General features: G+C 45.0%; 28 protein-coding genes. 15 read left to right on the plus strand and 13 right to left on the minus strand.

Annotated features, from left to right (window positions below; all coding sequences use genetic code 11):
• The first annotated feature begins 23 nt into the window (after positions 1–23).
• The 7 genes from phnL to MMA19_RS10865 all read left to right on the plus strand — a co-directional run bounded on the left by phnL (position 24) and on the right by MMA19_RS10865 (position 6,404).
• On the plus strand, positions 24–779 hold the full coding sequence (gene phnL, locus MMA19_RS10835; protein ID WP_240206205.1) for a phosphonate C-P lyase system protein PhnL: 756 nt from the start codon (positions 24–26) through the stop codon (positions 777–779).
• Between the two features lie 14 nt (positions 780–793).
• Positions 794–1,927 (plus strand): alpha-D-ribose 1-methylphosphonate 5-triphosphate diphosphatase, encoded by a 1,134-nt coding sequence (gene phnM / locus MMA19_RS10840; protein ID WP_240206206.1) that lies wholly within the window; start codon positions 794–796, stop codon positions 1,925–1,927.
• A gap of 3 nt (positions 1,928–1,930) precedes the next feature.
• The gene (phnN, locus tag MMA19_RS10845; RefSeq protein ID WP_124941591.1) at positions 1,931–2,569 is read left to right on the plus strand and encodes a ribose 1,5-bisphosphokinase; all 639 of its coding nucleotides are present in this window, start codon (positions 1,931–1,933) and stop codon (positions 2,567–2,569) included.
• Positions 2,569–3,336 (plus strand): phosphonate metabolism protein PhnP, encoded by a 768-nt coding sequence (phnP, locus tag MMA19_RS10850; RefSeq protein WP_240206207.1) that lies wholly within the window; start codon positions 2,569–2,571, stop codon positions 3,334–3,336. Before phnN ends, phnP begins: the two co-directional genes overlap by 1 nt.
• Positions 3,333–3,977, plus strand: a complete 645-nt coding sequence (locus tag MMA19_RS10855; protein WP_038227585.1) for a DapH/DapD/GlmU-related protein — start codon at positions 3,333–3,335, stop codon at positions 3,975–3,977. Before phnP ends, MMA19_RS10855 begins: the two co-directional genes overlap by 4 nt.
• Positions 3,978–4,284: 307 nt before the next feature.
• A complete protein-coding gene (locus tag MMA19_RS10860; protein ID WP_107306139.1) occupies positions 4,285–5,052 on the plus strand; it encodes a hypothetical protein in 768 nt (255 codons plus the stop codon).
• An 80-nt stretch (positions 5,053–5,132) separates the two neighbouring features.
• Positions 5,133–6,404, plus strand: a complete 1,272-nt coding sequence (locus MMA19_RS10865; protein ID WP_240206208.1) for a DUF1254 domain-containing protein — start codon at positions 5,133–5,135, stop codon at positions 6,402–6,404.
• A gap of 84 nt (positions 6,405–6,488) precedes the next feature.
• Here the strand turns inward: MMA19_RS10865 and MMA19_RS10870 are convergent, their stop codons facing one another.
• From MMA19_RS10870 to MMA19_RS10890, 5 genes are all read right to left on the minus strand, one after another.
• On the minus strand, positions 6,489–7,427 hold the full coding sequence (locus MMA19_RS10870; RefSeq protein ID WP_240206209.1) for a LysR family transcriptional regulator: 939 nt from the start codon (positions 7,425–7,427) through the stop codon (positions 6,489–6,491).
• A 117-nt stretch (positions 7,428–7,544) separates the two neighbouring features.
• On the minus strand, positions 7,545–8,108 hold the full coding sequence (locus MMA19_RS10875; protein ID WP_006069768.1) for a DUF308 domain-containing protein: 564 nt from the start codon (positions 8,106–8,108) through the stop codon (positions 7,545–7,547).
• A 63-nt stretch (positions 8,109–8,171) separates the two neighbouring features.
• Positions 8,172–8,789, minus strand: a complete 618-nt coding sequence (gene msrQ / locus MMA19_RS10880) for a protein-methionine-sulfoxide reductase heme-binding subunit MsrQ (protein ID WP_240206210.1) — start codon at positions 8,787–8,789, stop codon at positions 8,172–8,174.
• Entirely contained in the window at positions 8,786–9,790 is a 1,005-nt protein-coding gene (gene msrP / locus MMA19_RS10885) for a protein-methionine-sulfoxide reductase catalytic subunit MsrP (RefSeq protein ID WP_006069770.1), read from the minus strand. Before msrP ends, msrQ begins: the two co-directional genes overlap by 4 nt.
• Positions 9,791–9,951: 161 nt before the next feature.
• Entirely contained in the window at positions 9,952–10,449 is a 498-nt protein-coding gene (locus MMA19_RS10890; protein ID WP_006069771.1) for a heme-binding protein, read from the minus strand.
• A gap of 164 nt (positions 10,450–10,613) precedes the next feature.
• Here MMA19_RS10890 and MMA19_RS10895 point away from each other — a divergent pair, with 164 nt between their 5' ends.
• Together MMA19_RS10895 and MMA19_RS10900 are read left to right on the plus strand one after the other, a co-directional pair.
• Positions 10,614–11,288 (plus strand): response regulator transcription factor, encoded by a 675-nt coding sequence (locus MMA19_RS10895; RefSeq protein WP_240206211.1) that lies wholly within the window; start codon positions 10,614–10,616, stop codon positions 11,286–11,288.
• Entirely contained in the window at positions 11,272–12,654 is a 1,383-nt protein-coding gene (locus tag MMA19_RS10900; protein WP_240206212.1) for a HAMP domain-containing sensor histidine kinase, read from the plus strand. The genes MMA19_RS10895 and MMA19_RS10900 overlap by 17 nt, the downstream gene beginning before the upstream one ends.
• Before the next feature lie 143 nt (positions 12,655–12,797).
• On the opposite strand, the gene MMA19_RS10905 is transcribed toward MMA19_RS10900, so the two are convergent.
• On the minus strand, positions 12,798–13,229 hold the full coding sequence (locus tag MMA19_RS10905) for a GNAT family N-acetyltransferase (RefSeq protein WP_006069774.1): 432 nt from the start codon (positions 13,227–13,229) through the stop codon (positions 12,798–12,800).
• A gap of 251 nt (positions 13,230–13,480) precedes the next feature.
• Here MMA19_RS10905 and ahpC (MMA19_RS10910) point away from each other — a divergent pair, with 251 nt between their 5' ends.
• Positions 13,481–14,038 carry an alkyl hydroperoxide reductase subunit C gene (ahpC, locus tag MMA19_RS10910; RefSeq protein WP_006069782.1) on the plus strand — a complete coding sequence of 186 codons (558 nt, stop codon included), beginning with the start codon at positions 13,481–13,483 and terminating at the stop codon, positions 14,036–14,038.
• 114 nt (positions 14,039–14,152) lie between these two features.
• On the opposite strand, the gene MMA19_RS10915 is transcribed toward ahpC (MMA19_RS10910), so the two are convergent.
• A complete protein-coding gene (locus MMA19_RS10915; RefSeq protein ID WP_006069776.1) occupies positions 14,153–14,860 on the minus strand; it encodes a winged helix-turn-helix domain-containing protein in 708 nt (235 codons plus the stop codon).
• Between the two features lie 87 nt (positions 14,861–14,947).
• Positions 14,948–15,292 (minus strand): antibiotic biosynthesis monooxygenase, encoded by a 345-nt coding sequence (locus MMA19_RS10920; RefSeq protein ID WP_171389368.1) that lies wholly within the window; start codon positions 15,290–15,292, stop codon positions 14,948–14,950.
• 376 nt (positions 15,293–15,668) lie between these two features.
• Between MMA19_RS10920 and MMA19_RS10925 the strand changes: the two genes are divergently transcribed.
• The gene (locus tag MMA19_RS10925; protein WP_240206213.1) at positions 15,669–16,871 is read left to right on the plus strand and encodes an alpha/beta hydrolase; all 1,203 of its coding nucleotides are present in this window, start codon (positions 15,669–15,671) and stop codon (positions 16,869–16,871) included.
• Between the two features lie 216 nt (positions 16,872–17,087).
• Here MMA19_RS10925 and MMA19_RS10930 read toward each other — a convergent pair whose 3' ends face one another.
• A complete protein-coding gene (locus MMA19_RS10930) occupies positions 17,088–17,582 on the minus strand; it encodes a YcxB family protein (protein ID WP_240206214.1) in 495 nt (164 codons plus the stop codon).
• 268 nt (positions 17,583–17,850) lie between these two features.
• Between MMA19_RS10930 and ahpC (MMA19_RS10935) the strand changes: the two genes are divergently transcribed.
• Complete coding sequence (gene ahpC / locus MMA19_RS10935; RefSeq protein WP_197498246.1) at positions 17,851–18,414, plus strand: alkyl hydroperoxide reductase subunit C; 564 nt, start codon at positions 17,851–17,853, stop codon at positions 18,412–18,414.
• 210 nt (positions 18,415–18,624) lie between these two features.
• Positions 18,625–20,217 (plus strand): alkyl hydroperoxide reductase subunit F, encoded by a 1,593-nt coding sequence (gene ahpF / locus MMA19_RS10940; protein ID WP_107306130.1) that lies wholly within the window; start codon positions 18,625–18,627, stop codon positions 20,215–20,217.
• Positions 20,218–20,277: 60 nt separating this feature from the next.
• Here ahpF and MMA19_RS10945 read toward each other — a convergent pair whose 3' ends face one another.
• The gene (locus tag MMA19_RS10945; protein ID WP_240206215.1) at positions 20,278–21,249 is read right to left on the minus strand and encodes a chromosome partitioning protein ParA; all 972 of its coding nucleotides are present in this window, start codon (positions 21,247–21,249) and stop codon (positions 20,278–20,280) included.
• A complete protein-coding gene (locus tag MMA19_RS10950; protein WP_239921627.1) occupies positions 21,246–22,574 on the minus strand; it encodes a sphingomyelin phosphodiesterase in 1,329 nt (442 codons plus the stop codon). The genes MMA19_RS10945 and MMA19_RS10950 overlap by 4 nt, the downstream gene beginning before the upstream one ends.
• 310 nt (positions 22,575–22,884) lie before the next feature.
• On the opposite strand from MMA19_RS10950, the gene MMA19_RS10955 reads away from it, so the two are divergent.
• Both MMA19_RS10955 and MMA19_RS10960 read left to right on the plus strand, forming a co-directional pair.
• The gene (locus tag MMA19_RS10955) at positions 22,885–23,817 is read left to right on the plus strand and encodes a triacylglycerol lipase (protein ID WP_124941576.1); all 933 of its coding nucleotides are present in this window, start codon (positions 22,885–22,887) and stop codon (positions 23,815–23,817) included.
• A gap of 3 nt (positions 23,818–23,820) precedes the next feature.
• Positions 23,821–24,675 carry a lipase secretion chaperone gene (locus MMA19_RS10960; protein ID WP_240206216.1) on the plus strand — a complete coding sequence of 285 codons (855 nt, stop codon included), beginning with the start codon at positions 23,821–23,823 and terminating at the stop codon, positions 24,673–24,675.
• Positions 24,676–24,975: 300 nt separating this feature from the next.
• On the opposite strand, the gene MMA19_RS10965 is transcribed toward MMA19_RS10960, so the two are convergent.
• Positions 24,976–25,209: a PapB/FocB family fimbrial expression transcriptional regulator gene (locus MMA19_RS10965; RefSeq protein ID WP_006069788.1), complete on the minus strand. Its 234-nt coding sequence runs from the start codon at positions 25,207–25,209 to the stop codon at positions 24,976–24,978.
• Between the two features lie 54 nt (positions 25,210–25,263).
• A complete protein-coding gene (locus MMA19_RS10970) occupies positions 25,264–26,010 on the minus strand; it encodes an FMN-binding protein (RefSeq protein ID WP_240206217.1) in 747 nt (248 codons plus the stop codon).
• Between the last annotated feature and the right edge of the window lie 8 nt (positions 26,011–26,018).

The following is a 26,018-nucleotide window of genomic DNA, read 5'->3' on the forward strand; positions in this document are numbered from 1 at the left end:
GGCTGAATAAAGGAATTACTATCATGACAACTGAAACAAAAATCATCGTTTCCGATGTAAGCAAAACCTTTGTTCTGCATAACCAAAATGGCATTACTTTGGATGTGCTGAGCAACGCTAATTTTAGCGTCGCAAGTGGCGAGTGTGTGGTGCTTAATGGCCGTTCCGGTTCAGGGAAATCCACTTTGCTACGGGCACTTTACGCCAATTACCTTGTGGATACAGGCAACATCGAAGTCGAGCATCAAGGGCGCCGGGTCAATATTGCTAAGGCTCAGCCGCGTGAAATCATCAATGTTCGCAAACATACCATCGGTTGGGTCAGCCAATTTTTGCGTGTCATTCCTCGTATTAGCGCTTTGGAAGTCGTGATGCAGCCGATGTTAGAAATGGGTGGCTGTCGTCATCAAGCCGAGCAAAAAGCGAAAACACTGCTGACTCGTCTTAATGTACCAGAGCACCTTTGGAATCTAGCGCCAGCCACGTTTTCTGGTGGTGAGCAGCAACGGGTGAATATCGCCCGAGGCTTTATCGTCGACTATCCCATTCTGCTGTTGGATGAGCCTACGGCGTCGTTAGATGCCACCAACAGCGCAGTTGTGGTGAATCTGATTCAAGAAGCGAAAGATCGCGGCGCCGCCATTGTGGGAATTTTCCACGATGAAGCGACTCGAGATCAGGTGGCTGACCGTTTGTATGACGTGAAGAAACAAAACGAAGCCACCCGACAGGCCGAGCAGGGCAGTGCTCAGGCAACCTCCATCTCAGCATGCGCATAACGGGAGAAAGCAGCATGATTATCACCAATGTAAATTTGGTTCTTGAGAACGAAGTAGTAAAAGGCTCATTAGAGCTCCGTGACGGCAAAATCGTTAGTATGTCAGATTCACAAAGTCAGGTGGCAGGTGCCTATGACGGAGAAGGTGACTTTCTCATGCCGGGCTTTATTGAACTGCATACCGACAACCTAGAGCAGTACTTTACTCCGAGACCAAAAGTGGATTGGCCGCCTTTCTCTGCGATGAGTGCGCATGATACTCAATTGATTGGCTCAGGCATTACCACGGTACTAGATGCCGTGGCGCTGGGTGATTTTCGAGATGAGAAACGTCAAACTAACTTGGACCTGTTCATCAATACGGTAGTGGATAGCCAAAAACGTAACCTGACTCGTGCTGAGCACCTACTGCACCTTCGCTGCGAAGTACCACATGAAAGCACAGTCGGAATGTTTGAGAAATATGTCGACTTACCGGAAGTCCAGTTGGTGTCGTTGATGGACCATGCACCGGGTCAGCGCCAGTTTGTGGATGTAGAAAAGTATCGCACTTACTATCAAGGCAAGCACAACTTAACGGACAGTGAGATGGCGGCGTTTGAGAACAAGCAAGTAGAGCTCTCTGAGCGCTGGTCGACACAAAACCGCAATGAAATTTGTCGTCAGTGCCGAGAACACAACATCCCAATGGCGAGTCACGATGATGCGACAAAGGCGCATGTTCAAGAGTCAAAAGACTTAGGAATGGTCATTGCAGAGTTCCCTACGACAGTGGAAGCGGCGAAACGCTCTCATGAGCTTGGACTGAAAGTGTTGATGGGCGCACCCAATGTGGTTCGCGGAGGGTCTCATTCAGGCAATGTCGCTGCGCACGAACTGGCCTCTCACGGTGTATTAGACATTTTATCATCAGACTATTACCCAATGAGCCTGCTAGAAGGTATCTACAAGTTATCGTGGGATGAGCGCAACACTTTAACGCTGCCGCAAGCTGTTCAACTGGTAACCAAGAACCCAGCGCAAGCACTGAGCCTAAATGATCGCGGTGTTATTGCAGAAGGGAAGCGTGCCGACCTCGTATTGGCAAAACAAGTGGATGGGCATCCTTTGGTCGCTCGTGTTTGGCGACAAGGTAAAAAGGTGTTTTAGCCGATGACTAATAACACATTATTAGAAGCATCTTCGGATGCTTCTTTTTCATCTACGGCGGACTACGCCGACGCCTCAACCAAACGCAAAGGTAAGCTCTACTACGTGATAGGCCCTTCAGGTGCGGGCAAAGATACCCTGATTGACGCCATTCGCGCCGATCATCCTGAAGATATTATTGTTGCTCATCGCTATATCACGCGTCCTTTTGGTGCTGGTGGTGAAAACCATGTAGCCGTTAGTGAGCAAGAGTATTTATCAAGACAGCAAAAAGGGCTATTTGCCATGAGTTGGCAGGCCCATGGGCTGTGCTACGGTGTGGGGTTAGAGGTGAAAGCATGGCTAGATAAAGGCTTTTCGGTTTTGCTGAATGGCTCGCGTGCGGAATTGCCTCAAGCGCAGCAGTGCTTTGGCTCAGATCTGGTTCCGGTTGTGGTCAATGTAGATTTGGACGTATTGCGGACTCGATTGCAAAACCGAGGACGTGAATCTCGCGAAGAGATTGAACGTAGGTTACAACGCGCCACCGAATTCACCCTATCGAAACAAGAGGGTTTTTACCCAATTGATAATAGCGGTGACGTGCAATCGAGCGCAAAACAGTTCCGCCACATTCGTTTTCAACTTGAAGGGAAGTCGTGATGAAGCTTGTCATGTTGGGCACGGGGAACAGTGCTATGGTGCCTGTTTGGGGCTGTGACTGCGAAATATGTGCTGAAGCAAGGCTGGATAGAACTCAGCGACGTGAGAAAAGCTCGGCTTATGTTGAACACAATGGTCGTAAGCTGCTGTTAGATGCCAATGCTCCCGATCTTCTGGATCGTTTCCCTCCTGGGTCGATCGATAAGATTCTGCTAACACATTTTCATATGGACCATGTGCACAGCTTGTTTGATCTTCGCTGGGGGAAGGGGGCGCTCATTCCAGTACATGCACCTGAGGACGAACAAGGGTGTGATGATTTGTACAAATACCCCGGCGTGTTGGATTTCTCGCAGCGTTCACTGCCGTTTCAATCCTTTATATGGCAAGACATCACCATAACGCCACTTCCCCTCAACCACTCTAGACCTTGTGTGGGCTATGCCTTTGAGCTGAATGGCCGTTGCATTGCTTACTTGACCGATACCAATGGGCTGCCAGAAGCGACGACGCAGTGGCTTAAACAGCGCACAGTGGACTGGATTGTGACCGATTGCAGTTTTCCCCCTATCGAGTGCGAACACACAAGACTTAGCAATAACCATAACGATATCTACCAAGTGCAGAACATCGCTGAGCAATGCCAACCTGAGCGTATTGGCCTGATTCATTTAGGTCACAACGTTTTGTTTTGGGCCAAGCGACATCCACAGTGTTTTTCTGACAGCTTTCAGCTTCTTCATGACGGACAGGAGATCCCACTATGAACCAGCCGCTATCACCAACTCTCTCTGCTGAGCCGAGCGTATCGCCGTGCAGCCAATTACATCGTACCGAATTAGGTCGTTGGACTGAGATTGCGCAGCGATGCGTGTTAAATAACGTCACCGTTGGTGATTACAGTTATATCCAAAATGATTGCAATTTGATGTTTACCGAGGTGGGAAAGTTCACGTCTATCGCCGCCGCCGTTCGCATTAATCCAAGCAATCATCCATGGTGGAGGCCAACTCTGCACCACTTCACTTATCGCCCAGGTAAATACGGTTTGGGAGATAACCCATCGGTATTAGATGACGAAGTGTTCAGTTGGCGTGAAGAAGACAAGGTAGTGATAGGTCATGATGTTTGGATTGGCCACGGCGCGATCATTTTGCCCGGAGTGACCGTAGGCAACGGCTCGATTATTGGAGCGGGGAGCGTAGTGACAAAAGATGTCCCAGCTTACTCAATTGTGGTCGGTAATCCGGCGCGAGTCCTTCGTCCCCGTTTTGATGATGACAGCTTCGGGCCCCGCTTAGAGGCTCTGGCATGGTGGAACTGGAGTGACGAGCAAATCGCCATGGCGCTGCCGCTGTTTCAAAAGGATACTCGAGAATTTTTAGCTTACTTTGAAAATATGCAGTAACCCACTTTCTTCCTACCTGATTATCTGTAGATGCTCGAATAAGCGCGACATCGTTGGTGTCGCTGCACATTATTCGCGGCATCTACCTATCCATTCTACGGTTAAATCTGAGATATTACTTTAGGTAATATTTTAAGTTTAATGAGTCATTTCAGACGCCAGTTAACTCTGTTTTATTATTCATTCTGTCAGGTGAAGGTATGGCTTGCCTGAGTTTGCTTGGAATTAATTACCTGAATTTAATAAGTAATTAAGTCCAATAATTTGTTTTTGCTAAGGAGGGCTTTTGAAATAAATCAGAGTAATTATGAATTTACAAACAGCAAAAAGTCCGCTGAGTTGGACGATTTTAACAGCATTGGTTTCTTTAACGTCAGTTTCAGTAACGGCAGACGAATATCAGGATATGTCTGACCCACTAGCCGTGTATTCGCAAGCGGGTATGGGCGTGACCAATAAAGGCATCAACTTTAAGTTTGGTCAGGCTTACGATACCAATAATGACTCAACCATGGCGATGCATGTACTAGAAGCGAAAGGGTTTGCTGCAGACAGCTTGGGGCTAAAGGGGGATGATAGTTTCGACTCACTACGCTATCGACATTTTAATGTCGACATCAATAGTGGGCTGGGCTCTCAAGTTGATCTTAGCTGGGACTTTGATAACAAATTAGGCTCAGCTTCCTATTCCTTGATTCAAGCGTTACCAAAAATGGGCGCCGTACAGTTTTATCCACTAGCGGGAATTGGCATTAATGTGGCGGATGTTCATTCGTCTTTGATTCAACCTAGCCCGGATTATGACGGTTCCATCGGTTACACCATCCCCTCGAGTTTTGCTCTAGTGGGTTTCTACTCAAAAATCGAAATTACCGATGATATCTGGCTGAACTACAACCCGATGTACACCACTCAACTTGGTGGAGTGGAGTCTTTCAGCAACTTTTATGGCTGGCAGCATGAAATTGCGGCGAGCTATCAGTTGAACAACCGAAGTAACCTGCGAGCATTCTGGAACTTTGGCGAAGTGCTACAAGGCACGGACTTTAGAGTGGAATACAACTACCAATTCTAACTCTGGCTTTCTTACCACCCATCAAGACGACAATCCAATGAATTGCTAAGGCAATCACAAACGGTTTTATAGGTACGACGATGAAAAAAACAACACTCTCTTTATTAGTAGCATCCTTGTCTTTCGGCTCTGTAGTCAGCGCCGCAGATACCACTCCTACGAACGCAGAACTTACGGGTCAACGTGTCTACCATCATATGGAAAATATGGTCGCGTTTATGGAGCAAAATGGAGTGAATACTTTTGAGTTCCCAGGGTTGGCAGACCACACATGGGATGTCATTACCCCTGCACTGGACCATATTTATGGCAAAGCGATGCTGGATGTAACAGCAGGTCCTGTGGAGTTGACGGTTCCCTCTCGTGAATCAGAGCGTTACGCATCTCTGCACTTGGTGGATGCGGAGCACTTCTCGGTTTATCACGAAGTGACACCAGAAGTTGGCGGTACTTATCTAATCGTACGAGAAGGCGCTGACTATACGATTCCACAAGGCGATTATATCGATACAATTACGGTGAAAGACGACCTTATTTTCTCTTTCATTCGTGTCCAGACATTGGAGTATCGCGATAGTGGTGTTGCCGATGCTTGGCGTAAACAGATTGAGGTTAACAACCTTGCGCCGAAGTCTGAGATTGCGTTGCCAGATCGCAACAATATTCATGCTGTAATTAAGTTTGCCGATGAGATTTCAGATGGTTGGGCACAAACGCACAGTAATATGCAAACCATTATTTCCGATGACAGCTTTGATAAACAAAGACTTAATGAGGTTCGCAATTACGTACACGAACTAGGAACATCTGGCTTGGTGGTGAATAACTTATCCGGTTTTGAGCACCCAGGACATGCTGATGACCTTGCTGATGAGCGACGTCGTTCGCTGTTGACTCATTTAGGTCACTTAGGCTTCCCTGCTGAGCACGCTTATTATGAGCTAATTCCAATGACGCCTGAAGGTAAGCAGTTGAATGGTTCAGAAGATTTTGTGTTGACTATGCCTCATGACCAAGCGGTGGGCAAGTTCTGGTCGGTGACGCGTTATTCTGATGAGACGCGCTTACCGCTGGACCCAGCGACGATAGGTGGGTCTGACCGTCAAGTATGGGCTGGTGGCAATACTACGCCAGACGATGAAGGAAATGTCACCATTACTTTCTCAAGCGACAACCCAGAAAATGGGACTTATTGGATGCCAGTAGTTGATGGGGAGGATTATTACTTTGTGGTCCGCTATTACCTGCCTCAAGCGGGTCTTGCAGGTAATACTGCGCAAAGTATTATCTACAAGGGAACCGAGCTGGAAAGTTTGATGGTTCCTAAAGCGACGTTTAACTATGGTAATTAACTGAGCGTACAACCACGTTGATACTTTTTGCCCCACTGTAAATGAGCTAGTTACGGAAACTAGTTCGCAGTGGGGTTTGTGGTATTAATGCTCTTGCTCAGTCTTTTCCTGCTGTTCAAATACGGTGCGAACTTCGCTGTATAACCATTTCACCAATGGCGCATTGGAGAGTTTGCTTGGAATCAAGGCACCAATATCACTGCCTAGTTGGTGTTCTTTATGAGCTGAGAAGAACTGAGTCCCTTGCGGTAAATCAGCATCAAAAATGTCGACACAAGGCAAGATCGAATCGGTTTGAGCAACGACATGTAGGCAGATACTGAGTTGGTCCGCTCTAAGCCCGACTTGCGGCGTAATTCCAACTTCTCGCAGTTTGGTTTCAATTAAGTTTTCTTTCTTATTGAAGTCAGGAAGCTGAAGCAATGCGAGTGGATATTGTCCAATATCTTGTGTGGTTCTTTGTGTTTCAAGGACTGGATGCCCGTCTCGACAAATTAGCTTGAAATAGCAATGAGTCAGTTTTTTCTGTATCACCTGTTTGGAGATATCTAGAGGTAAGTAATTGATGCCAATATGAAGGCGTGCAAGCTTAAGATCGTGCTCGGTATCTTGCCCCCAGTTGATGATTTTGAGCGTAGCGTTAGGCAGCAAAGGACGAAGGTGGTGATACAGACGCCTGGATACTGGTCTGTATAGAGTGGTATTGATGGCGATGCTAATGTCACCGGTATACAACGCTGGATTGAATTGTTGATTTCGAGAGAATAGATCTTCCAATAGCTCGAACAGAGCAGGCAGCTTTTCCAGCAGCTCCAAACAATAGGGTGTGGGTTCTAATCCATACTGCTTGCGGATAAACAGCTCATCGGCAAACTCTTCCCTGAGCTTTTTAAGCTGCTTGCTGACCGCAGGCTGTGATAAAAACATGCGCTCGGCAGTGCGTTTGGTGTTGCGTTCTTCACCAAGGACTTTCAGCAGCTTTAGTGTATTAAAGTCTAGCCTTCTTAATAGGTTATCATCCATCTGGGCTGGTATCCCGCGTCATGTGTATTCACTCAATACTACAATGTCATAAGTAACTCGACCAGCCTAACCTAGACCATGTAAAGCTATAATGCTCTCGCAATCTCGTTTCCAGTTTTAGTTGCTTAGCTGTTTTAACTTCATACCTAAAAAGACAAAACTGACTCCTTCAATTAGCAAAGAAATGCCAATGAAAGTACCCAGCAATGAAGTGGAGAAAGCGGGGTCTTCAAGTAACGTGAAGAAGTAACCACCTATGATGACGGACAGAAGTCCGCTGAAAATGATGAGGCCACTACTTGGAAGGCTGCGGTTGGCGAGCCCGAAGAAGATTCGTGTCAGTCCGTTTAATATCATCACCAACACCATCAACATAGTAATGGTGACCAGGCCTGCAAGTGGCTTAAATAAGATGAATAAACCGCCGATTATATAGAGTACCGCGCTTAAGACATACCACAGCTTTTGTCCCCACGCATTTATCGAAAAGGTGTGATAAGCCTGCACAAGCCCACTAAACAAGAGTACGGCACCGATAATGGTTGAGATGGTGACACCAGCAAATACAGGTAACGCCATTGCCCCAATACCCGCGAGGGAAACGACGATGCCTACAGTAACAAAATACTTCCATCCTTTTGAAAGGAACTGAGCTTGTGGGGATTGGTTTGAATCTACCATTGAGCGCCTCTTAGATTAATGCCTTGGTTGCATATTCAGCTTAGTCTAAGAATCATCAATCGCTCAACTGGATAGCATTTTTCGAAACACTCGTTGTTTCAATGTATTCCAACGGGCGAGAAGTAGACCTATAGCGATTACGATGTAGATAGTAGGTTCTGCCACTTCTGACTTTACCGACCAGTAAAAGTGAATCGGTGCCAAGATGGCAGCTAAATAGACCCAATTATGCAGTTTCTGCCATCTTGCGCCCATTTTACGTTGTATTGCTTGAGTGGATGTAACCGCTAGCAGCAACAAAATCACCCACACTGCCGCTCCGACGGTGAGATATGGACGTTTAACGATCTCAGAGGCCAATAAGCTCCAATCTAATCCTAAGTCTAGCGTCGCGAAGGCAACCAAATGGAGCACTGCCCAAAAGAAGCTGTACAGTCCCAATAGCCGTCTTACGCGAAGAAGCAAACCTTGTTTAGTCCATTTTGCCAAAGGAGAAACCAGCAGAGTAATAAACAAGGTATTCAACGCGCTAATACCAGTGTAATGGATGATGCCTTGTACCGGATCGCCACCTAAGTTATCGGTATTAATAGCAATGACAAGCAGTGCTAAAAATGCCAATGATATAGCGTGGATGACGACTTTTAGCGCGATGATCGTTTTTGGCGTTAGCTTTCTCAATAGAACTTCCTCAGATCCATATTTTTGTATAGATGCGCCACTTCTTCTTCATAGCCGTTGAACATTAGGGTTGGCTGCCTGCGTGTACTGAGGACACTACCTTCTCCGATGAAACGCTCACTGGCTTGACTCCAACGCGGGTGGTCGACATTAGGATTTACATTAGCGTAAAAACCATACTCATTAGGAGCCAGACGATTCCACGTTGTTGGTGGCTCTTGGTCGGTGAGACGAATACGAACAATCGATTTGATGCTCTTAAATCCATACTTCCATGGCACAACCAGTCGAAGCGGGGCGCCATTTTGTGGGGCGAGTGTTTTGCCATATAAACCAACCGAGATCAGAGTTAGAGGGTTCATGGCCTCATCAAGGCGTAGTCCTTCTACATAAGGATATTCAATGCTACTAAATGAACCTTGAGCCGGGAACTGTTTGGGGTCGTAGAGGGTTTCAAAAGCAACATATTTGGCACTACTTTTTGGGTCGGCCATTTTAATGATGTCTGCAAGTGGAAAACCAATCCAAGGAATGTTCATTGACCATGCTTCAACGCAGCGAAGGCGATAGATGCGTTCTTCTAACGTGAATTTACTAAATATGTCGTCATAGTCGAGTTTCATTGGGTTGTTGACCAGCCCGTCGATTTCTACGGTCCAAGGGTCTGCCACAAACTCCGACGAGTTCTTCGCAGGGTCGGATTTATCAGTACCAAACTCATAGAAGTTATTGTACTTCAGAACCTTACTTTCTGGCGTTAACGAAAGGTCGGCTTGGTATTGTTGTGGTTTAGTGGCTTTGAGATCAATTCGACTATCAGTGACGGGTTTCTCATCGGAAGAAAAGATATCCAGTATGCCCGCTTGGGCATTAGCCGCGATAGGCATGCCGACGACAGCAATACCGAGCTTCTTTAGTATGTCTCGACGCTCTTTGTAGACAGACTCTGGCGTTGCTTCGTTTTCAGACAGAGCCCAGCGATGATTCTTTTTGATCCACATAATCTTCCCCGAGTGTGATTCACGTTTTAGTAAACAGCAAATTGGTGATACGTTGATTAGAGCAGACCGTAGCAATGTCGATTCTCTTTCATAAAAATCAAAAAAACACGCATTCATAACAAAATGCGTGTTCTAAAGGCTGTGGTTATAACTGATTCTTTTTAGAAGAACTTTTTAATGGCTTTTTCGGCACATGCGACATCAAGGTGACCTCCTGGTGCGCCTCCAACACCGATCGCACCAATCATTGCGCTGTTAACTTGAACGGGTACACCGCCTGCTAAGAACAGCAGATTGTCGTCCATATTTTGTAGCGGTTGCATGATAGGTTTGTCGGCAATCAGCTTCATTAAGTTACCTGATGGTTGTTTCATACTCGCCACTGTGAAGGCTTTTTTACGTGAGCTATCCAGTGTGTGGATCCCTGCATCATCAGAACGAAGCTGAGCAATCACATTCCCTGATAGGTCGACAACAGTCGCGGAGACTTTATAGCCATCCGCTTCGCATTGATTTACCGCTTCATGAGCCAGTTCGAATGCCGCTTTTGATGAAATTTGAGTGATTGATACTGTTTGTGCATCTGAGGCCAGCGCGTTGCTAGAAAGGCTCAGAAAACCAAGGGTTGCAGCGAATACAGTCAGTGTTGTCGTTTTCATGTTTACTCCGTTAATAGCGTGTTTTTATTCAACGAGTTCATAGTAACCAACGGAGGATTGCGACAGGCTTTCTAGAACATTACAAAGTTGTAATCTTGGTTATATTCGAGAAAGGATATTGATAAAGTATATTCAGACCAAGGTTAAGAGGTACATGGACGTTAATGAAAATTCTACTGATCGAAGACGATAGCCATATCGCGAAATTTCTAGTGAATGGCTTCCAGCAAGAAGGAATCACGGTAACGCATTCAACAGATGGTGTAGACGGATTGCACGAAGCCGTTACCGCAGACTTTGATGTCATTATTCTCGACATTATGCTACCTAAAAAAGACGGCTTTGAAGTGTTGTCGGAGCTGCGAGGACAAGGACATGCTACCCCAGTCATCATATTGAGTGCCAAGCATTCTGTAGAAGAGCGGGTGCAAGGACTGCAATCGGGTGCGGATGATTACTTAGTTAAACCATTTGCTTTTCCTGAACTACTCGCTCGGTGTCAAACCTTGATGCGCCGGGGCAAGCCACCTTCGCCTCAAGCATTAGAACTGAATTATGGCCCTCTTAATTTGGATTTACTGAAGCATACTTTGCAAAGGGAACAGCAAAATATTGCCATCAATCAACGTGAGTTCATGTTGATGAAGTTACTGTTGGAAAACCCAGAAACCGTCATGTCGAAAACTGCAATTCTTGAGCATGTGTGGGGGCATCAATTTGACCCACAAACTAACGTTGTGGATGTGTTAGTTTGCCGATTGCGCAGCAAAGTGGATAAAGGCTTCGCGACACCATTAATACATACACTGAGAGGTGTCGGTTATGTCCTCAAGTCATAGTATTGAACAAGCTCTTGCTGGTACGCAGCGACATCTTTTAGTGCGCTTTATGGCGACCTTACTGCTGTGTTTATTACTGGTGGAGCTAATTGTAGGCGCGATATTTTTCTACGATCTGTTTCAAACAGAAAAGAAGATTCTAACGTCCATGTCGACCGAGTATCAGCGTATTTTGACCTACGATTCGAGTGACCGTTTAATTCATGTTTTAGAAGCCAACCCTCACCGACTGGTCGACAACAACATCGCTGCCTATTGGGCGCAAGACAATTCGTCTCGACCAACGTTTGTCGCGGGTGATAAAAATGTTGTGCTTAATCTGCCCTTTGCTGACTATCAGATTGATGAGAGTCGTTCTTGGTTTGACACCTTTATTGTCAATCCGTATATGACCTTAAGCATCAAAGGGGAGCAACAGCAGTTTTGGTTGGTTCTGGATAATCGTGCCAGAGACTATATCGCATACAATCAATGGTTAATGACATTCTATGCACTGATTGCATTGGTGATAGTGACGACTGTTTTCACTCGTAAAATCATCCAAAGTGCCATGTCGCCGTTAGTGACGTTTGGAGACCTGTTAGACAAGCTCAAAAAAGGGCAGTTAGAGTTCGCTGAACCAGAGCCAGAGATTGGCCAAGGACTTACGGTTATTAGCTCTAGTGTTCACTCTGCCGTGGCCAAATTACAGCATGTCACCACCACGTTAAACACGACGGTAGACGCTATCGCACACGATATACGTACGCCGCTATCGCGAATTACTCTCGCGTCTCAAAGTGCGTTGCTGAATAACGCTGATCCGCAAGCAATGTGTGATGCTTTGGCCGATTGTGCAGAGCATGCCATGCAGGCCAGCAATATGTTGACCGCATTAATGAAACTAAACGATGAAGTGACCGGAAAGCGCCAGCCACAAAAGGTGGATACTCAAGTGTCCGAAGTGATTTCCAAGGTAGTAAGCTGGTACGACGATGTGGCGGAAGATAAACAGATTCAGTTAGTCAGTGACGTTGCCGATGGGCTTATTATCCAGTCCGATCCGGATAAACTGACTCAAGTACTGGTTAACCTTGTTGACAATGCGATCAAGTATACCGAACCCGGTGGCCGTGTGACGATTAAAGCTGAACAAAGCTCGAACATCAAGGCGAAGATAAGTATTCAAGACACCGGTATTGGCATTGACCCCAAATACCAAGATCTTATTTTTGAGCGGCTTTATCGAGTGGATAGTAGCCGAAGCAACATCGAGGGTTATGGTCTTGGCTTATCGTTGGCACTTGCTATGGTGGAGAATCTTGAAGGACAGTTGATGGTGAAATCAGAATGTGGTGTAGGTAGTACGTTCACGATTTTGTTGTGATTTTCCCTGACCATGTAATATGCAAGCAACCCTGTGGGGAGCGAGATCATAAGAACCAATACGGAAATGCCCAAAGTTATTAGCTTTGGGCATTTCTTCTGGCATTTTGTCAATCACGGACAAGGTTTTACGTACCGAGATGATTACAACGTCATATGCAGAATTGGGAAAGGTTTTCCCGTCTCATCAAGAGGTGATCGAGAGCTGATCTTAAAGCCCATGTGTTGGTAAAAGCCAACAGCACTAGGGTTTTGTTCATTAACGTCTACTTTGTTTGCTCCTAGTTTTTCTATTGCGTATCGCAAGAGTACTGTGCCAGTACCTTGTCCACGCTGCTGGTCTAGGACAAACAACATTTCGATCTTATTCTCATGAACACCAACAAAACCAACAATTGCTCCTTTGGTATTCTTAACACATTTCAATGTTACCGCAGGGAATGCTTGCTCGATAATGATGGGTTTAAAAAACTCAATATCTTGTTCTGTTATAAAGTCATGAGTCGCTCGGACAGAATTTTCCCAAACATCAAGCAGTTCAGCGTAATCTTTGGGAAGCACATTTTCGACAATCATAGAGTTCTCTCTGATTAGATTGATTAATTGACTGATGAAGTGTGCAGCCGCTCGGGGATTGTAGCAGTTAATTCCTTATAAAACACACCGCTTTAAGCGAAGTTTTACCACCAAGCCAGTTTGATAGATTTTACCAATTGAATAGATAGGAAAGGACGAATTCTCAAATATGCTCTCGCATTGCAATATAAACCCATCAGCGCAGGACAGCGCCAATCCGAATTACAAGACCATATTGAGAGAGTAAAATTATGATCAACACGACTATTAAGCCATTTTCAGCAACTGCATTCAAACAGGGCGAATTCGTAGAAATAACAGAGCAAGACGTGAAAGGTAAGTGGGCTGTATTCTTCTTCTACCCAGCAGACTTTACTTTCGTTTGCCCAACAGAGCTTGGTGATCTTGCAGACCACTACGCAGAGCTTCAAGAGCGCGGTGTAGAAGTTTACTCAGTATCAACAGACACTCACTTCACTCACAAAGCATGGCACGACAGCTCAGATACTATTGGTAAAATCAACTACTACATGGTTGGCGATCAAACGGGTACTATCACTAATAACTTCGGTGTGATGCGTGAAGGTCAAGGTCTAGCAGACCGCGCGACTTTCCTAGTTGACCCAGAAGGCGTTATCCAAGCAATGGAAATCACTGCAGAAGGTATTGGTCGTGACGCAGAAGACCTAATGCGTAAAGTGAAAGCAGCACAATACGTAGCGGCTAACCCAGGTGAAGTTTGCCCAGCGAAATGGAAAGAAGGTGAAGAGACTCTAGCACCATCTCTAGACCTAGTTGGCAAGATCTAAGTCATACAAGCATTAGCTTAAACGGAATATCGGGTCCGTGTTGCATGCCCCAATATCGCATAGCGAATTGGGGCATGTTTTTATTTAGCTTTTATGATGAATACCAGCGCAGAGTTATGTGCTGATGGAAAAATGCCGTTTAAGTTCCTGACGGCCTTTAGGTGTAATTATCACCTCTCTGTATCCGGGAACTCTTTCAATCCAGTCATTGTTTTCTAAAAATTCAAGGACAGAGGCGCCTAAGTAGCCGCCTAGATGAAATGTCCTCTCACTCCAGTCTAAACATGGACAACATTTTTTCCGCTTAGTTTTGGCATCGACGGTAATACCAAGTTTCAGAAACTTTTCTTTACCTTGTAGGGTTAGGTCGCTTCCATCACTTTCGAGCCAATTGTTTGATATTAGGTAGTTGTAGAATCTTACTGCTATGTCTCCGGCTAAATGGTCATAACAGGTTCTTGCTTTCAAGAGCTCTTTTGGGATTTTCGAACGCGCAGGGTTGTTGGGTTGAAAAGTAATATTCATCATGCTTTCCAGTAATGAAGCAATGCCATTGCTATAAAGGCGAAAGTACCGGTGTCGACCTTGGGATAAACAAGTGACAACATTGGCTTTCATTAGACGAGCTAGATGTGAGCTGGTTGTAGATGGGGAAATGTCAGCGACGGCACTTAACTCTGTCGCAGTCCAAGCTCGCCCGTCCATAAGAGCACATAGAATCTTCATCCTTGAGACATCAGACATGGCAGCAGCTAACGCTGCCATGTTGGCCTCTTGGCTGTGGACTTTAGGTTCACTAATAAGCGGATTTTGTTTACTCACGTATGGGTTACCCACGCTGTTCTGACCTAGACGGTCACTGTATAGTGACTAAGAATGACTATCAAATGTTTAAGACCAAATATCGCGTTATCCATGAGTGTGAACGCTATCTGCAGGTGCTTCGGCGCGTTGATTCATGCCATAGTCTCTGATGACACCTGCCACTCTTAGTCGATAGTTTTCAAATATGGTGTTACGTCCTTCGGATTGCGCAAATCGGTGGGATTCTAAAGCACGCCACTCTTGAATAGACCCTTCATCTTTCCAAAATGACAAAGAAAGGACTTTTCCTTCATTGGTTAGGCTTTGAAAGCGTTCAACTGAAATAAACCCTTTCATTTCAGATAGTAATGGTTTTAGATTATTAGCAATATCTAAGTACTCGTCAGACTTGCCTTTGGCAATTTGAACTTCGAAGATCACAGCAATCATGGTTTATTCTCGTTAATCTGATTGGATTGATGCGTTTATTGTAACGACAAAATTTATGGATACTTCGTTGGGTGTCGAAATGTGATCGTCGTAACTGCCATGCTTCTATATCAAACAAGAACGCCGAGAGGGTACCCTTTAAGAGTTAGTGCTCTCAGAGACACCGTAAATGATCACTTCACTCTGCGTTTACCATGCTGGCAAGTATTTGAAGTTGCTTGTCATCGACTAATACAAGCGGTGATGTAAATTCAGTGGGTCTACAGTACTTTCCAAATACTGTTTGAATTGAGAGCCATATATCGACGTTTTTTCGACATCCATAGGAATACTCTACATGTATTGAATTAATCCACTGACATGAAAAGAGTATGGTATGAAAAAGAAACATCTCTCCCTAAGCGTATTACTAGGCCTAACGACATTGTCGACACTGGCTTTTGCAACTACTTCAAACAACATTGACGCACATAAGAAATTCCGAGGGGAACAAGCTCTTGAGGTGGACCAATCACAATGGTTTCGAGAGCTAAGAATGGAAAATTGGACTCACGTTGTACCCGAGCAAGACATACGAGATACGTTGGTTAAAATTGATTCGGGTGAACCGCTGCGCGATTTCATCAACACAAATGAAGCGGGTCACTGGACATATGAATTCGCTCAAGCTGCTGATGATTATGCAAACTCAGCGAGTGATTATGAGTCGTATCGTAAGGCATCCATGATGTACTTAATTGCTTCATACCCAAACCACATGACAGAGCACGAACACGAAGCCATCGAGCGATCGGTTGATATGTATCTTAAAGCAGAAGCATTGAGCCCTACTATTGATGTAGAGCGCGTGGAGATGCCGCTTACGACTAGAGGTTCGATCACGGGTTTATTACATATCCCAAAAGGTGCCGAGAAGCCCGGCGTTATCCTTTACACAGGTGGAGTCGATAAAATTCTGACTGAACACCGTGATGCAATTGATACCCTTTTGAGGCAAGGTTTTGCTGTACTGACTTTTGATATTCCCGGTGGCGGCTTGAACAACAACATCATTATTGAGCTGGGTAAAGAAGATCAGGCTCACCAATCGGCATTAGCGTACGTTAAATCTGATTCAAGGCTGGATAGCAATAATGTCGGAGCGCTGAGTTCATCGGGTGGTGGCGTTCCATTGATGACATTCATTCTCAACACTCCACAACTCAAAGCAGGTGTTGCTCGCTGTGCAGTAGTGACTGATGTACTGACAGATACGCAGGTATTTCACCACGCCCCTCTCATGTCATCGATGTCTTACGGTTATCGAATTGGTGTCAAAGACGTCAGTGATCTTAATTCTTACGGACAATGGACGATTCCATTAGCACTTATGACTAAAGGCTTTAAATCTAATGAAACCGATGTTCCTGTATTGGCGATTAATACCAAAGATGACATGGTGAACCCGCCGGAAGAAATGAGGTATACAGCAGGGCTTTCAACAAGAGGTGAAGTGGCGTACTTCGGTAACTCAGGTCACTGCCCGGATGGAGCAGAAGCTGAGTTGGCGATTACTAACTTTTTCCTTAGGTACATGTAAGATAACTAAACTTAGGCAGCTTTGTTGAGATTACAGCTTTGTTGAGACGACATAGTGCCTCAGTTCTATTGCTCTAAAGTTGCCGTCATCCAAACTCTCAGTGATACGATGCGGCCACTTTAACTAAATGACTGCCTGTCCTAACACGCTTAACTGACTGGAAATGACGCCCTTGTTCATTTCCATTGCATCGCACCTATCCTATGTACATCGATGCTAGTTCATTTTTGATTCTGAGTGTTGCTCGATCATAAAGTCAATCACTTCATCATTTAAGCAAGATTTACTGACGTATTGGCGTTGTTTGCCTATATGAAGGATAAAACCCAAATCGCTTTGTTCAAGCTGATCAATATCATTCCAAGTGATGTTTCGGGTGTTCTTACCGCTTTTATAACTCATACCGTCAGAGTTAATCTTAAGTTGCACTTTACCGCCAGAACTCGCACTGAGTGTTTGCCTCCACAACCACCAAGTTCTTTTAAAATAAACACTTAAAGCTTCAACAATACTCAAGACAATAAAGAACCAACCCACGTAACCACTTGGAAGCAGCTCAAATGTTACGAGTACTACACCAAAGATAAGAAAAAGCATCCCTTTATAATAAGCTTTTGGAAATGTAGCGGGGTGGCTAGTTTGATCAAAGCATTCCGTAAAAAAGGTCTTGTCGAGCGTGTATTCTGTAGTGAAATCATAATCTTTAGACATAGGCAGTTACTTTGGACTTTTCTGTGAGTGAGTATTTCATGCTACGACCGTGCAGCGAGAGTATTGTATAGCTTTACGGTGTGTTGTTTTAATTGTTTTTGCCCCTCTTCGTCTCTACCTACTTTTTACTCAAGAAAATGTTTTGATAGGAAACCCCTATCAAATAGATAGGAAAGGACGAATTTTAAAAAATACGCTCTCATTGCAATATACATACATCGGCGCAGGACAGTGCCAAAACAAACAACACGAACACTTTGAGAGAGTAATCACTATGATCAACACAACTATCAAGCCATTTTCAGCAACTGCATTCAAACAGGGCGAATTCGTAGAAATTACAGAGCAAGATGTAAAAGGTAAGTGGGCAGTATTTTTCTTCTATCCAGCAGATTTTACATTCGTATGCCCAACTGAGCTTGGTGATCTAGCTGACCATTACGCAGAGCTCCAAGAGCGTGGCGTAGAAGTTTACTCAGTATCAACAGATACCCACTTCACTCACAAAGCATGGCACGACAGCTCAGACACTATCGGTAAAATTAATTACTACATGGTCGGAGACCAAACGGGCACTATCACTAATAACTTCGGTGTGATGCGCGAAGGTCAAGGTCTAGCAGACCGCGCGACTTTCCTAGTTGATCCAGAAGGCGTTATCCAAGCAATGGAAATCACTGCAGAAGGTATCGGCCGTGACGCAGAAGACCTAATGCGTAAAGTGAAAGCAGCACAATACGTAGCGGCTAACCCAGGTGAAGTTTGCCCAGCGAAATGGAAAGAAGGTGAAGAAACACTAGCACCATCTCTAGACCTAGTTGGCAAAATCTAAGCTAATCACACACTAGCTCAGCGGAATATCGAGTCCGTGTTGCACGCCCCGTCGTCACTTTTATTGCTTCTACCATTGGCAGGTAAAAGTGGGGGCGTGCACCCTTAAACCATCATTTTAGTGAATAACCAAACATCAAAAGGGTCCCCTTTTATTTTTCCCTTTTTAATTCCTTCTGATGTTAAGCAGTCTTATAGAATAGGTATCAGTATGTTAGATCAAGCAATGAAGCAGCAGCTAAAAGCGTATTTAGAAAACGTAAAAACCCAAGTTCAATTAGTTCTCAGCCTTGATGACAGTGATACTGCGAGCAAGATCGAATCTCTTGCTAACGACATAGCATCACTTAGCAGCAAAATTGACGTCGTTCGCGACGACGCTGCAAGCCCTCGCAAGCCAGTCATGCGCGTTATTAACCCAGAGAAGGGCACCGCTATTGGTTTCGCCGGTCTGCCAATGGGTCACGAATTTACGTCACTTGTGCTAGCGCTACTGCACACAGGTGGCCACCCAATCAAGCTAGAAGCGGAAACCATTGAGCAAATCGCAGAGCTGAACTCACCGCTAGATGTCGAGATATTTATCTCTCTATCATGCCAGAACTGTCCAGAGGTAGTTCAAGCCTTCAACATGATGGCGGCAATTAACCCGCTGGTAAACGTCACTATGATCGACGGTGCAGCGTTCCAAGATGAAGTGAAGCAGCGCGACATCATGGCAGTACCAAGCGTGTTCATTAATGGTGAACTGTTCGGCCAAGGTCGTATGTCACTGAATGAAATCCTAAACAAAGTCGACACAGGTGCAGCGGAGAAAAAAGCTAATCAGTTAAATGAAACAGCACCGTTTGATGTCCTTGTCGTGGGCGGCGGCCCAGCGGGCTCTTCAGCGGCTATCTATGCAGCTCGTAAAGGTATTCGCACTGGTGTGGTTGCTGACCGTTTCGGTGGTCAGGTGATGGACACCATGGCAATCGAGAACTTTATTTCAGTGAAAGCGACCACAGGTCCTAAGCTGGTGGCAAGCCTTGAAGAGCACGTTAAAGAGTACGGCGTTGAAGTCATCACTGAGCAGCGTGCTGCAAACATCATCGATTCAGAAGATACCGATGACGGTTACACCCACGTAGTACTAGAAAGCGGCGCAGTACTAAAAGCTCGCTCTGTGATCACAAGTACTGGTGCTCGCTGGCGTGAAATGAACGTACCGGGTGAACAAGAATATCGTAACAAAGGTGTGGCGTACTGCCCTCACTGCGATGGCCCACTATTTAAAGGTAAACGTACCGCGGTTATCGGTGGTGGTAACTCTGGTATTGAAGCAGCCATTGATCTTGCGGGTATTGTGGAGCACGTAACGGTTCTGGAGTTTGCTGATACACTTCGTGCTGACCAAGTGCTTATCGACAAAGCGAATAGCATGGCGAATATCGACATCATCACAATGGCACAAACCACAGAAGTTCTGGGTGATGGTACGCGTGTTACTGGTCTTGAGTACAAAGATCGCAATACGGATGAAATCAAGCATATTGAACTTGCTGGCATCTTCGTACAAATCGGCCTAGTTCCTAACAGTGAATGGTTGAAAGGGACAAAAGTTGAGTTGTCACCTCGCGGAGAAATTGAAGTAGACGCTCATGGTGCGACCAGCATGAAGGGAGTCTTTGCGGCAGGTGATGTCACTACTGTTCCATACAAGCAAATCATCATTGCTATGGGTGAAGGGGCAAAAGCTAGTTTGGGAGCGTTTGATTTCTTGATTCGTAATCCAGCTCCTGTGAAGCAAGCTGAAACGGCTTAAGGTTAAATAACCTATTTTCATAGCGCTGTTCTCAACTGAGATCAGCGCTTTTTCGTTTTGTTACTGAGAAAAAAACGCCCGACGAAAATCAGCAACTTGCCGGGCATAGTAGTGTTGCCACTCATCCTGTGATAACCCCGAAAATTGCGTCACTCTTTGTTGTTCAAGGGAAGCTTCTAGGCGCTGTAGTTCACTCTGGTAGTTACTGACGACGGCTTGTTGTTGAGTGACCTGCTGCTGCCGAGTTGCGATCTCTGCACTCTGTTGGGGGGTCAGGAAATAGTGTTCTAGCTCGCTAATCAAAGCTTCACGCTCTGATTCACTGAGATTTTCAGGTACAAGAGCAACAGCCTGTTCAAACTTCGCTTGGTTGCTCACCAGTCCTAATGATTCTGCTCTTTCCTGCCATGCCTGCATCAGGTCTTCAAAATTCTGAATATAATCCTCTGCGGAAATGTACTCTGGAGCTTCCACCTCCAAATGCTTACTCTGAATGGTAAAATCATACAGCGCAAATTCATCTTCAAACATGACGTCAGCCAGTTGACCCCAGACTCTTCTCGCCTCTGCTTTTAATTGTTCGATACGTGCAGTTAATGATATTTGTTCATCAAACAATAAATTGCCGAGCGTTTGTTGCCATTGGTTGTTCAGTTGTTGATAGTTTTCAATAAGATAAAACCGTTCTGGTGTGAGAAATAGAGCCAGATTATCTAGTAACACATCGCAGTTATCAGCTAAGTTACATTGACGCCAAAACGACTCGATGTCAGCGATTAAATCGCGACCTCTCGCCTTATTGAAAGCTGCTGCGGTCGCTTGAATGTCGGATTCGCCTTGTTTATTTATGGATGGTGTAAACGATGTTTGTTCTACAGGTACTAGAATGTCGGCTGTCGTTGTTTTTGAAATCGTTGAGGTAATGTCAACGGATGCCGTAGCTTGTTTGACTTGTGGATGGTTGTTGTCGAATGACCACCAAACCGTGCCCACCAAGATGGCGGACACAATGATTAGCGTGAATTTGTTCATGGCTTTATAACAGCCGTAACGGGAAAGTGATCCGAGAGATTATAGTGTTTCCATAGACTCTCATCCGTTGTGCGAGGCACATCAACTCGGTTGTCGTTATACGATTTTGTACCATATTCATTGCTGACCATGACGTAATCGAGATATTCAACATTAGCACCACCTGACAGTGCCCCACCGGCGAAATCATTGATCCGAGGGTCGAATGTTGATGCGGTATAGCCAGAATATTGCGGTTCAGAGACGTTTAGGTTTGTCATCATTTGTTGATAATCATCTGGGAACTTGAGTTTGTTGACATTAAAGTCACCACTGTAGATTACCGCTTCATTTGCTGGGATATCGAGAGATTGGGCTAATGCACGTATTTGTTTGAACTGGCGCTGACGATAATCACGAGCGGTGTCGGTATCAAATGATGCGGTATGTGTTGCAAATACATGATAAGCCTGACCACCTTTAATGACTTCTGCGTAGTTTACTCCTTTATCGGCAAAACAATCGGTTCCGGAGCAATCTGGAAATACGTACTGAGCTTCATTAACGATGGGGTAGCGACTAACAATGATGACACCCCCGTCGTAAATATTGATCCCTTCCTTATCCAACATTTTCGTTTGATAAGGGTATTCTTTGGCAAGCTCTCTTAAGAATGCGTCGCGTCCACTAGCAAACACTTCTTGTAGCGCAAGTACGTCATAACCCTTCACATATTCTGGAATTAGCTCGTATCGGTCGCCAATATGAGAGGCGATAGCGGGAAGTGCCCAGATGTTATAGGTCATTAGCTTTAAGTTTTGTTCGTCGTTATCGACCTCTTCATCAACATGAGTAGGGGTAATGGTGTAGTACAAGTCATCGTAGCGTGCGGTCTTTGCTGATTTGAACGCCAATTCTGTATTGAGACTGCCAAATGAGTTTGTGTTTTGGCGATGAATATTTCGATCATCTTTTAAGGTTAAGTCGACATCGGCAGCGGACATTCCATACTCTATGGTTGAATTGTACCAGTGACCCTCCATCACTTGATTAAGCGATACGCTTTCACCTTGAGGATTCGAGACTATGGTTTCGAAGCGATAAGTCTGATTTGATTTCACACCTTCCCAACGATTAAAGCTCAGTATCGACTTTGTTTCCCAAGGTGCTAGAACTTGAACATGTTGCTGCCATTCCTCTCCCTCTTCCAGTAAATCAGTGCCTTCATGACTGATCTGGATTGTTAGCGGCTGATCTGAGTTATTGGTTAGGTACACATCAGTGTCTGCCAAGGCTGGCAAGGCGATTAAGCCACTGAGTAAAAGATTCCACTGTGAAAACTTCATCTTATTTATCCATGGTTTGAGTTAGAGTAATGATTCTGATTGATAAATGTTACTCAAGCGTTAAATTTGAATTAAGCAAATAAAACTTGCTCATTTTGTTATTTAATTGTGAACCTGATTCAAAATTGGTGTGATTCGCTAGAATAAACCACGCTATTTCTCCAATTCTTATCATCTTGGGTGTCGCTTTTGGTGTATCTACAGCATATTTTTTGGCATAACTTCACAATTTTGTAACACTAACTTGGCGGGCTAGAATTGTGCAATCTACGCTCAATTACTCATCGGAGGTCTGACAAGGAGGTGTTAAATGAAAGCGTTCTTCACATTCATTTTATGTAGCGTAATCGCATGGAATGCACAGGCGATAAGTTTTTGGTCGAGCAAAGGGTATACCGAAACCAAATACCCAATCGTATTGGTTCATGGCTTATTTGGTTTTGATTCACTAGCAGGGTTCGATTATTTCTATGGTATCCCTCAAACATTGAGCAAAAGCGGAGCAAAGGTTTATGTTGCCCAAATATCGGCGACCAACAGTTCGGAAGTACGGGGTGAACAGCTTCTAGCACAAGTGGAAAATGTCTTGGCGATCACGGGTGCCGACAAAGTAAATCTAATAGGTCATAGCCATGGTGCGCCGACGGCTAGATATGTTGCATCAGTTGCACCGCAAATGGTTGCTTCAGTTACCAGTATTGGAGGCGTGAATAAAGGGTCGAAAGTCGCGGATATAGTGCGAAATACCGTTCCGGAAGACTCAGTTTCTGAGGCAATCGCTGTTGAACTGGCTAGTGCACTTACGACGATCATTGGTGTGTTATCTGGAGGTAGTGACTTACCACAAGATGGTTTGAGCTCATTGCAGGCGCTCACCACAGAAGGGTCGTTGGCCTTTAATGAGCATTATCCAGAAGGCGTGCCAAAGTCGTCTTGTGGTGATGGTGAATGGCAAGCTGCAAATGGTGTGTACTACTACTCATGGACCGGGACTTCGACTTACACTAATGTGCTAGACCCGGCTGATCCCGCAATGTTTATCCTAGGTTTAACGTTTGATGAACCTAATGATGGATTAGTAGGAAGGTGCAGTACTCATTTAGGTCGAGTCATCCGAGATGATTACAAGATGAACCACCTAGATGAAATCAATGGTCTACTCGGTATCCATCATCTGTTTGAAACAGACCCTAAGACCTTGTATCGGCAGCATGCTAACCGTCTGCAGCAACAAGGACTTTAGGCCATGAACAGGTACTCCAAAACAACTGCAGTGATGGCCTTATTGGTGGTGATAGCTGTAGGATTGTTCTCTGTGTTCGACGCGGATGATCATGACTCGGTCAAAGTGAGCTCCCAGCTTGATACTCAAATCGACAACGCATCAGAGCGTGATACCTTCGAGTATTTTATCTCGGGGCTTGTCGACAACGATACCGATACGATAGAGCAGCGGTTTGAACACTACAGTCAGCAACGGGATGGCTCTGAACAGCTTGAGCCAGAGTTGTTCGAAAAATATATGCGATACAAAGCTGCACTAGCTGCGCTTAAACGAAACGGTGACGAAGCTACAGATTTTCAAGGTCTGCACCAGCAAATCCTACTAATGCAAAGTGAATTTTTCACTGCGGATGAGCAAGAGCGTTTATTTGGTGAAGAGAATCTACTGCGTGAACTCGCCCTGACTAAAAAAGCTATTAAAGAGTCAGCACAAACCCCAGAGGAGTATCAACAACGTTGGGAGAATGAACTTAGCCAACTGCCACCAGAGCTGCAAAACAGCTTTCGCAATGCCACTGTGTTGACGGCTCTCAATGATACCAATGCTATGGATACGCAAAGTCAGTACATAGCTCGAGAGGCACTGGTGGGTAGTGAAGCCGCAGAAAGGTTAATGACGCTGGATCAAAAACGTGCTGATTTTGACCAGCAGTTCGACTCTTATCTAGTAGCGAGAGCCGACATATTGAATAACGCATCATTTAATGATGCAGAAAAAGCTCAGGCTATTAACGACCTTAGAGAACCGCTGTTTGATAAGAATCAGTGGCGAAGGATTGAGGCGTTAGAGCGGATTCATGATGGGCAGGGTGAATAGTTGAACAATAAATTGAATGAAATAATGGTGCTTTTCTGTTAAAGCACCAAACTCAAAAGCAATTTTCTGATGGTTATGCCCCAGGAACCTGCTTCGTTCTGCCCTCATGGGCTGGCGTAGTTCGGTACATGGCTTTAAATGTTCTATCGACCCAAAAAGCGCACAGTTTTGGCAAGGGGAGGCTAAATCCCCCCTTTCGTTTAGGGCACCGATAATGTAGTTCCTCGGGTCCTTACCTATGGCCATTATGTCGAACCAAAAATGAGCTTCAGCACAGCCGCATCTCACTCGTAGATTTGGTCAAGAATAATGCTCTTGTAACTGTTCGACCACTCTATCAACGCTGCGTAGCGTATTTAGGCGGATACTCAGAAAACTTTGATTTATCCCTACTCGGCTGGTTGCTTCCTTTTGGGTTAAGCCCTCGACCAGATACATTTCTAATGCTGTGATGACTTTTCTTGAACTGATCTTCGTAAGTTTAAGTAACAGGCTTAACTGTTCTTCAGTTACTTTTCCACGCTCTAAAGCCATAATTTTCTCCAACTGGAAGGAAGGGGAAGCCTAATTCTTCGTTCCCCCTTAGTGCTATTGCGTTTGGGCCCTGAACTTTCTAAGAAATTTGCCAAATCCAAGGTCTCCAGTCCAAAAGTTAATGGCGTGCTCTACGCCTTTACTGGTGTAAGTGGCTCCGCTAATACCATCTACTCTATAGGGATCTTGAGAAAGGCTATGTTTTTGGCTTAGGGTTATTGATGGTTTATTGTCTTTAAAAATCAGTTTATTAGCGAAACGTGTTGACCAATCTGGGTTGTCGGTTATTTCCGCGCCAAGACCTTTACTCTCTTGGTGCTTGTAGAACTTAAGCCCCGCAATACTAAAGTCACGACTATTTAGACCTAAGTATCCGTAAATCAGCCCGAATTTCCCTTGAGCCCGAATAGGCATAACAAGACGATAAGTGACCCCGTTTTCGTCATGGATAAAATAAACAGGTAGCGCATTTTCGCGCATTTTTATGCCCGCTATATCATCCTTAGCTGATAAGGAAGTCGCGTTAGTGGCTGAGAGTGGATAATGGGTTAGTGACTCGTCGACATCGAACTTCGACGGTCGAAATTCGCCACTATTGAGGTCAACGGTTTTCACATCAACATACTTGTCGATGAGTGTCGAGACGGGTAACCGTTTTTGCATTAGTCCAGCAGATTCCAACAAAGTAAGGCGTTGGTCGAGTTCGGTTGGCTTAGGTGGCTGCTTTTTTAGGTCAGGTTCTGTACAGGCAACAAGAAGGGTTGCGCTGGCAGTGATAACAAGTGTAGTGACAAAACGCATGGTCTTAA

It is taken from the genome of Vibrio sp. CyArs1 (assembly GCF_022432925.1).
Taxonomy (GTDB): Bacteria; Pseudomonadota; Gammaproteobacteria; order Enterobacterales; family Vibrionaceae; genus Vibrio; species Vibrio mediterranei.

What these genes read in the sequence shown, in the direction of transcription:
- MMA19_RS10855 (WP_038227585.1), top strand. Translation starts at nt 3,333, where the DNA reads ATGAACCAGCCGCTATCACCAACTCTCTCTGCTGAGCCGAGCGTATCG.
- MMA19_RS10925 (WP_240206213.1), top strand. Translation starts at nt 15,669, where the DNA reads ATGAAAAAGAAACATCTCTCCCTAAGCGTATTACTAGGCCTAACGACA.
- MMA19_RS10870 (WP_240206209.1), bottom strand. Translation starts at nt 7,427, where the DNA reads ATGGATGATAACCTATTAAGAAGGCTAGACTTTAATACACTAAAGCTG.
- MMA19_RS10905 (WP_006069774.1), bottom strand. Translation starts at nt 13,229, where the DNA reads ATGATTGTCGAAAATGTGCTTCCCAAAGATTACGCTGAACTGCTTGAT.
- phnP (WP_240206207.1), top strand. Translation starts at nt 2,569, where the DNA reads ATGAAGCTTGTCATGTTGGGCACGGGGAACAGTGCTATGGTGCCTGTT.
- MMA19_RS10920 (WP_171389368.1), bottom strand. Translation starts at nt 15,292, where the DNA reads ATGATTGCTGTGATCTTCGAAGTTCAAATTGCCAAAGGCAAGTCTGAC.
- MMA19_RS10955 (WP_124941576.1), top strand. Translation starts at nt 22,885, where the DNA reads ATGAAAGCGTTCTTCACATTCATTTTATGTAGCGTAATCGCATGGAAT.
- phnL (WP_240206205.1), top strand. Translation starts at nt 24, where the DNA reads ATGACAACTGAAACAAAAATCATCGTTTCCGATGTAAGCAAAACCTTT.
- MMA19_RS10890 (WP_006069771.1), bottom strand. Translation starts at nt 10,449, where the DNA reads ATGAAAACGACAACACTGACTGTATTCGCTGCAACCCTTGGTTTTCTG.
- MMA19_RS10950 (WP_239921627.1), bottom strand. Translation starts at nt 22,574, where the DNA reads ATGAAGTTTTCACAGTGGAATCTTTTACTCAGTGGCTTAATCGCCTTG.
- MMA19_RS10895 (WP_240206211.1), top strand. Translation starts at nt 10,614, where the DNA reads ATGAAAATTCTACTGATCGAAGACGATAGCCATATCGCGAAATTTCTA.
- msrP (WP_006069770.1), bottom strand. Translation starts at nt 9,790, where the DNA reads ATGTGGATCAAAAAGAATCATCGCTGGGCTCTGTCTGAAAACGAAGCA.
- MMA19_RS10970 (WP_240206217.1), bottom strand. Translation starts at nt 26,010, where the DNA reads ATGCGTTTTGTCACTACACTTGTTATCACTGCCAGCGCAACCCTTCTT.
- MMA19_RS10875 (WP_006069768.1), bottom strand. Translation starts at nt 8,108, where the DNA reads ATGGTAGATTCAAACCAATCCCCACAAGCTCAGTTCCTTTCAAAAGGA.
- MMA19_RS10965 (WP_006069788.1), bottom strand. Translation starts at nt 25,209, where the DNA reads ATGGCTTTAGAGCGTGGAAAAGTAACTGAAGAACAGTTAAGCCTGTTA.
- phnN (WP_124941591.1), top strand. Translation starts at nt 1,931, where the DNA reads ATGACTAATAACACATTATTAGAAGCATCTTCGGATGCTTCTTTTTCA.
- MMA19_RS10900 (WP_240206212.1), top strand. Translation starts at nt 11,272, where the DNA reads ATGTCCTCAAGTCATAGTATTGAACAAGCTCTTGCTGGTACGCAGCGA.
- phnM (WP_240206206.1), top strand. Translation starts at nt 794, where the DNA reads ATGATTATCACCAATGTAAATTTGGTTCTTGAGAACGAAGTAGTAAAA.
- MMA19_RS10945 (WP_240206215.1), bottom strand. Translation starts at nt 21,249, where the DNA reads ATGAACAAATTCACGCTAATCATTGTGTCCGCCATCTTGGTGGGCACG.
- MMA19_RS10960 (WP_240206216.1), top strand. Translation starts at nt 23,821, where the DNA reads ATGAACAGGTACTCCAAAACAACTGCAGTGATGGCCTTATTGGTGGTG.
- MMA19_RS10930 (WP_240206214.1), bottom strand. Translation starts at nt 17,582, where the DNA reads ATGTCTAAAGATTATGATTTCACTACAGAATACACGCTCGACAAGACC.
- ahpC (WP_006069782.1), top strand. Translation starts at nt 13,481, where the DNA reads ATGATCAACACGACTATTAAGCCATTTTCAGCAACTGCATTCAAACAG.
- ahpF (WP_107306130.1), top strand. Translation starts at nt 18,625, where the DNA reads ATGTTAGATCAAGCAATGAAGCAGCAGCTAAAAGCGTATTTAGAAAAC.
- MMA19_RS10865 (WP_240206208.1), top strand. Translation starts at nt 5,133, where the DNA reads ATGAAAAAAACAACACTCTCTTTATTAGTAGCATCCTTGTCTTTCGGC.
- MMA19_RS10860 (WP_107306139.1), top strand. Translation starts at nt 4,285, where the DNA reads ATGAATTTACAAACAGCAAAAAGTCCGCTGAGTTGGACGATTTTAACA.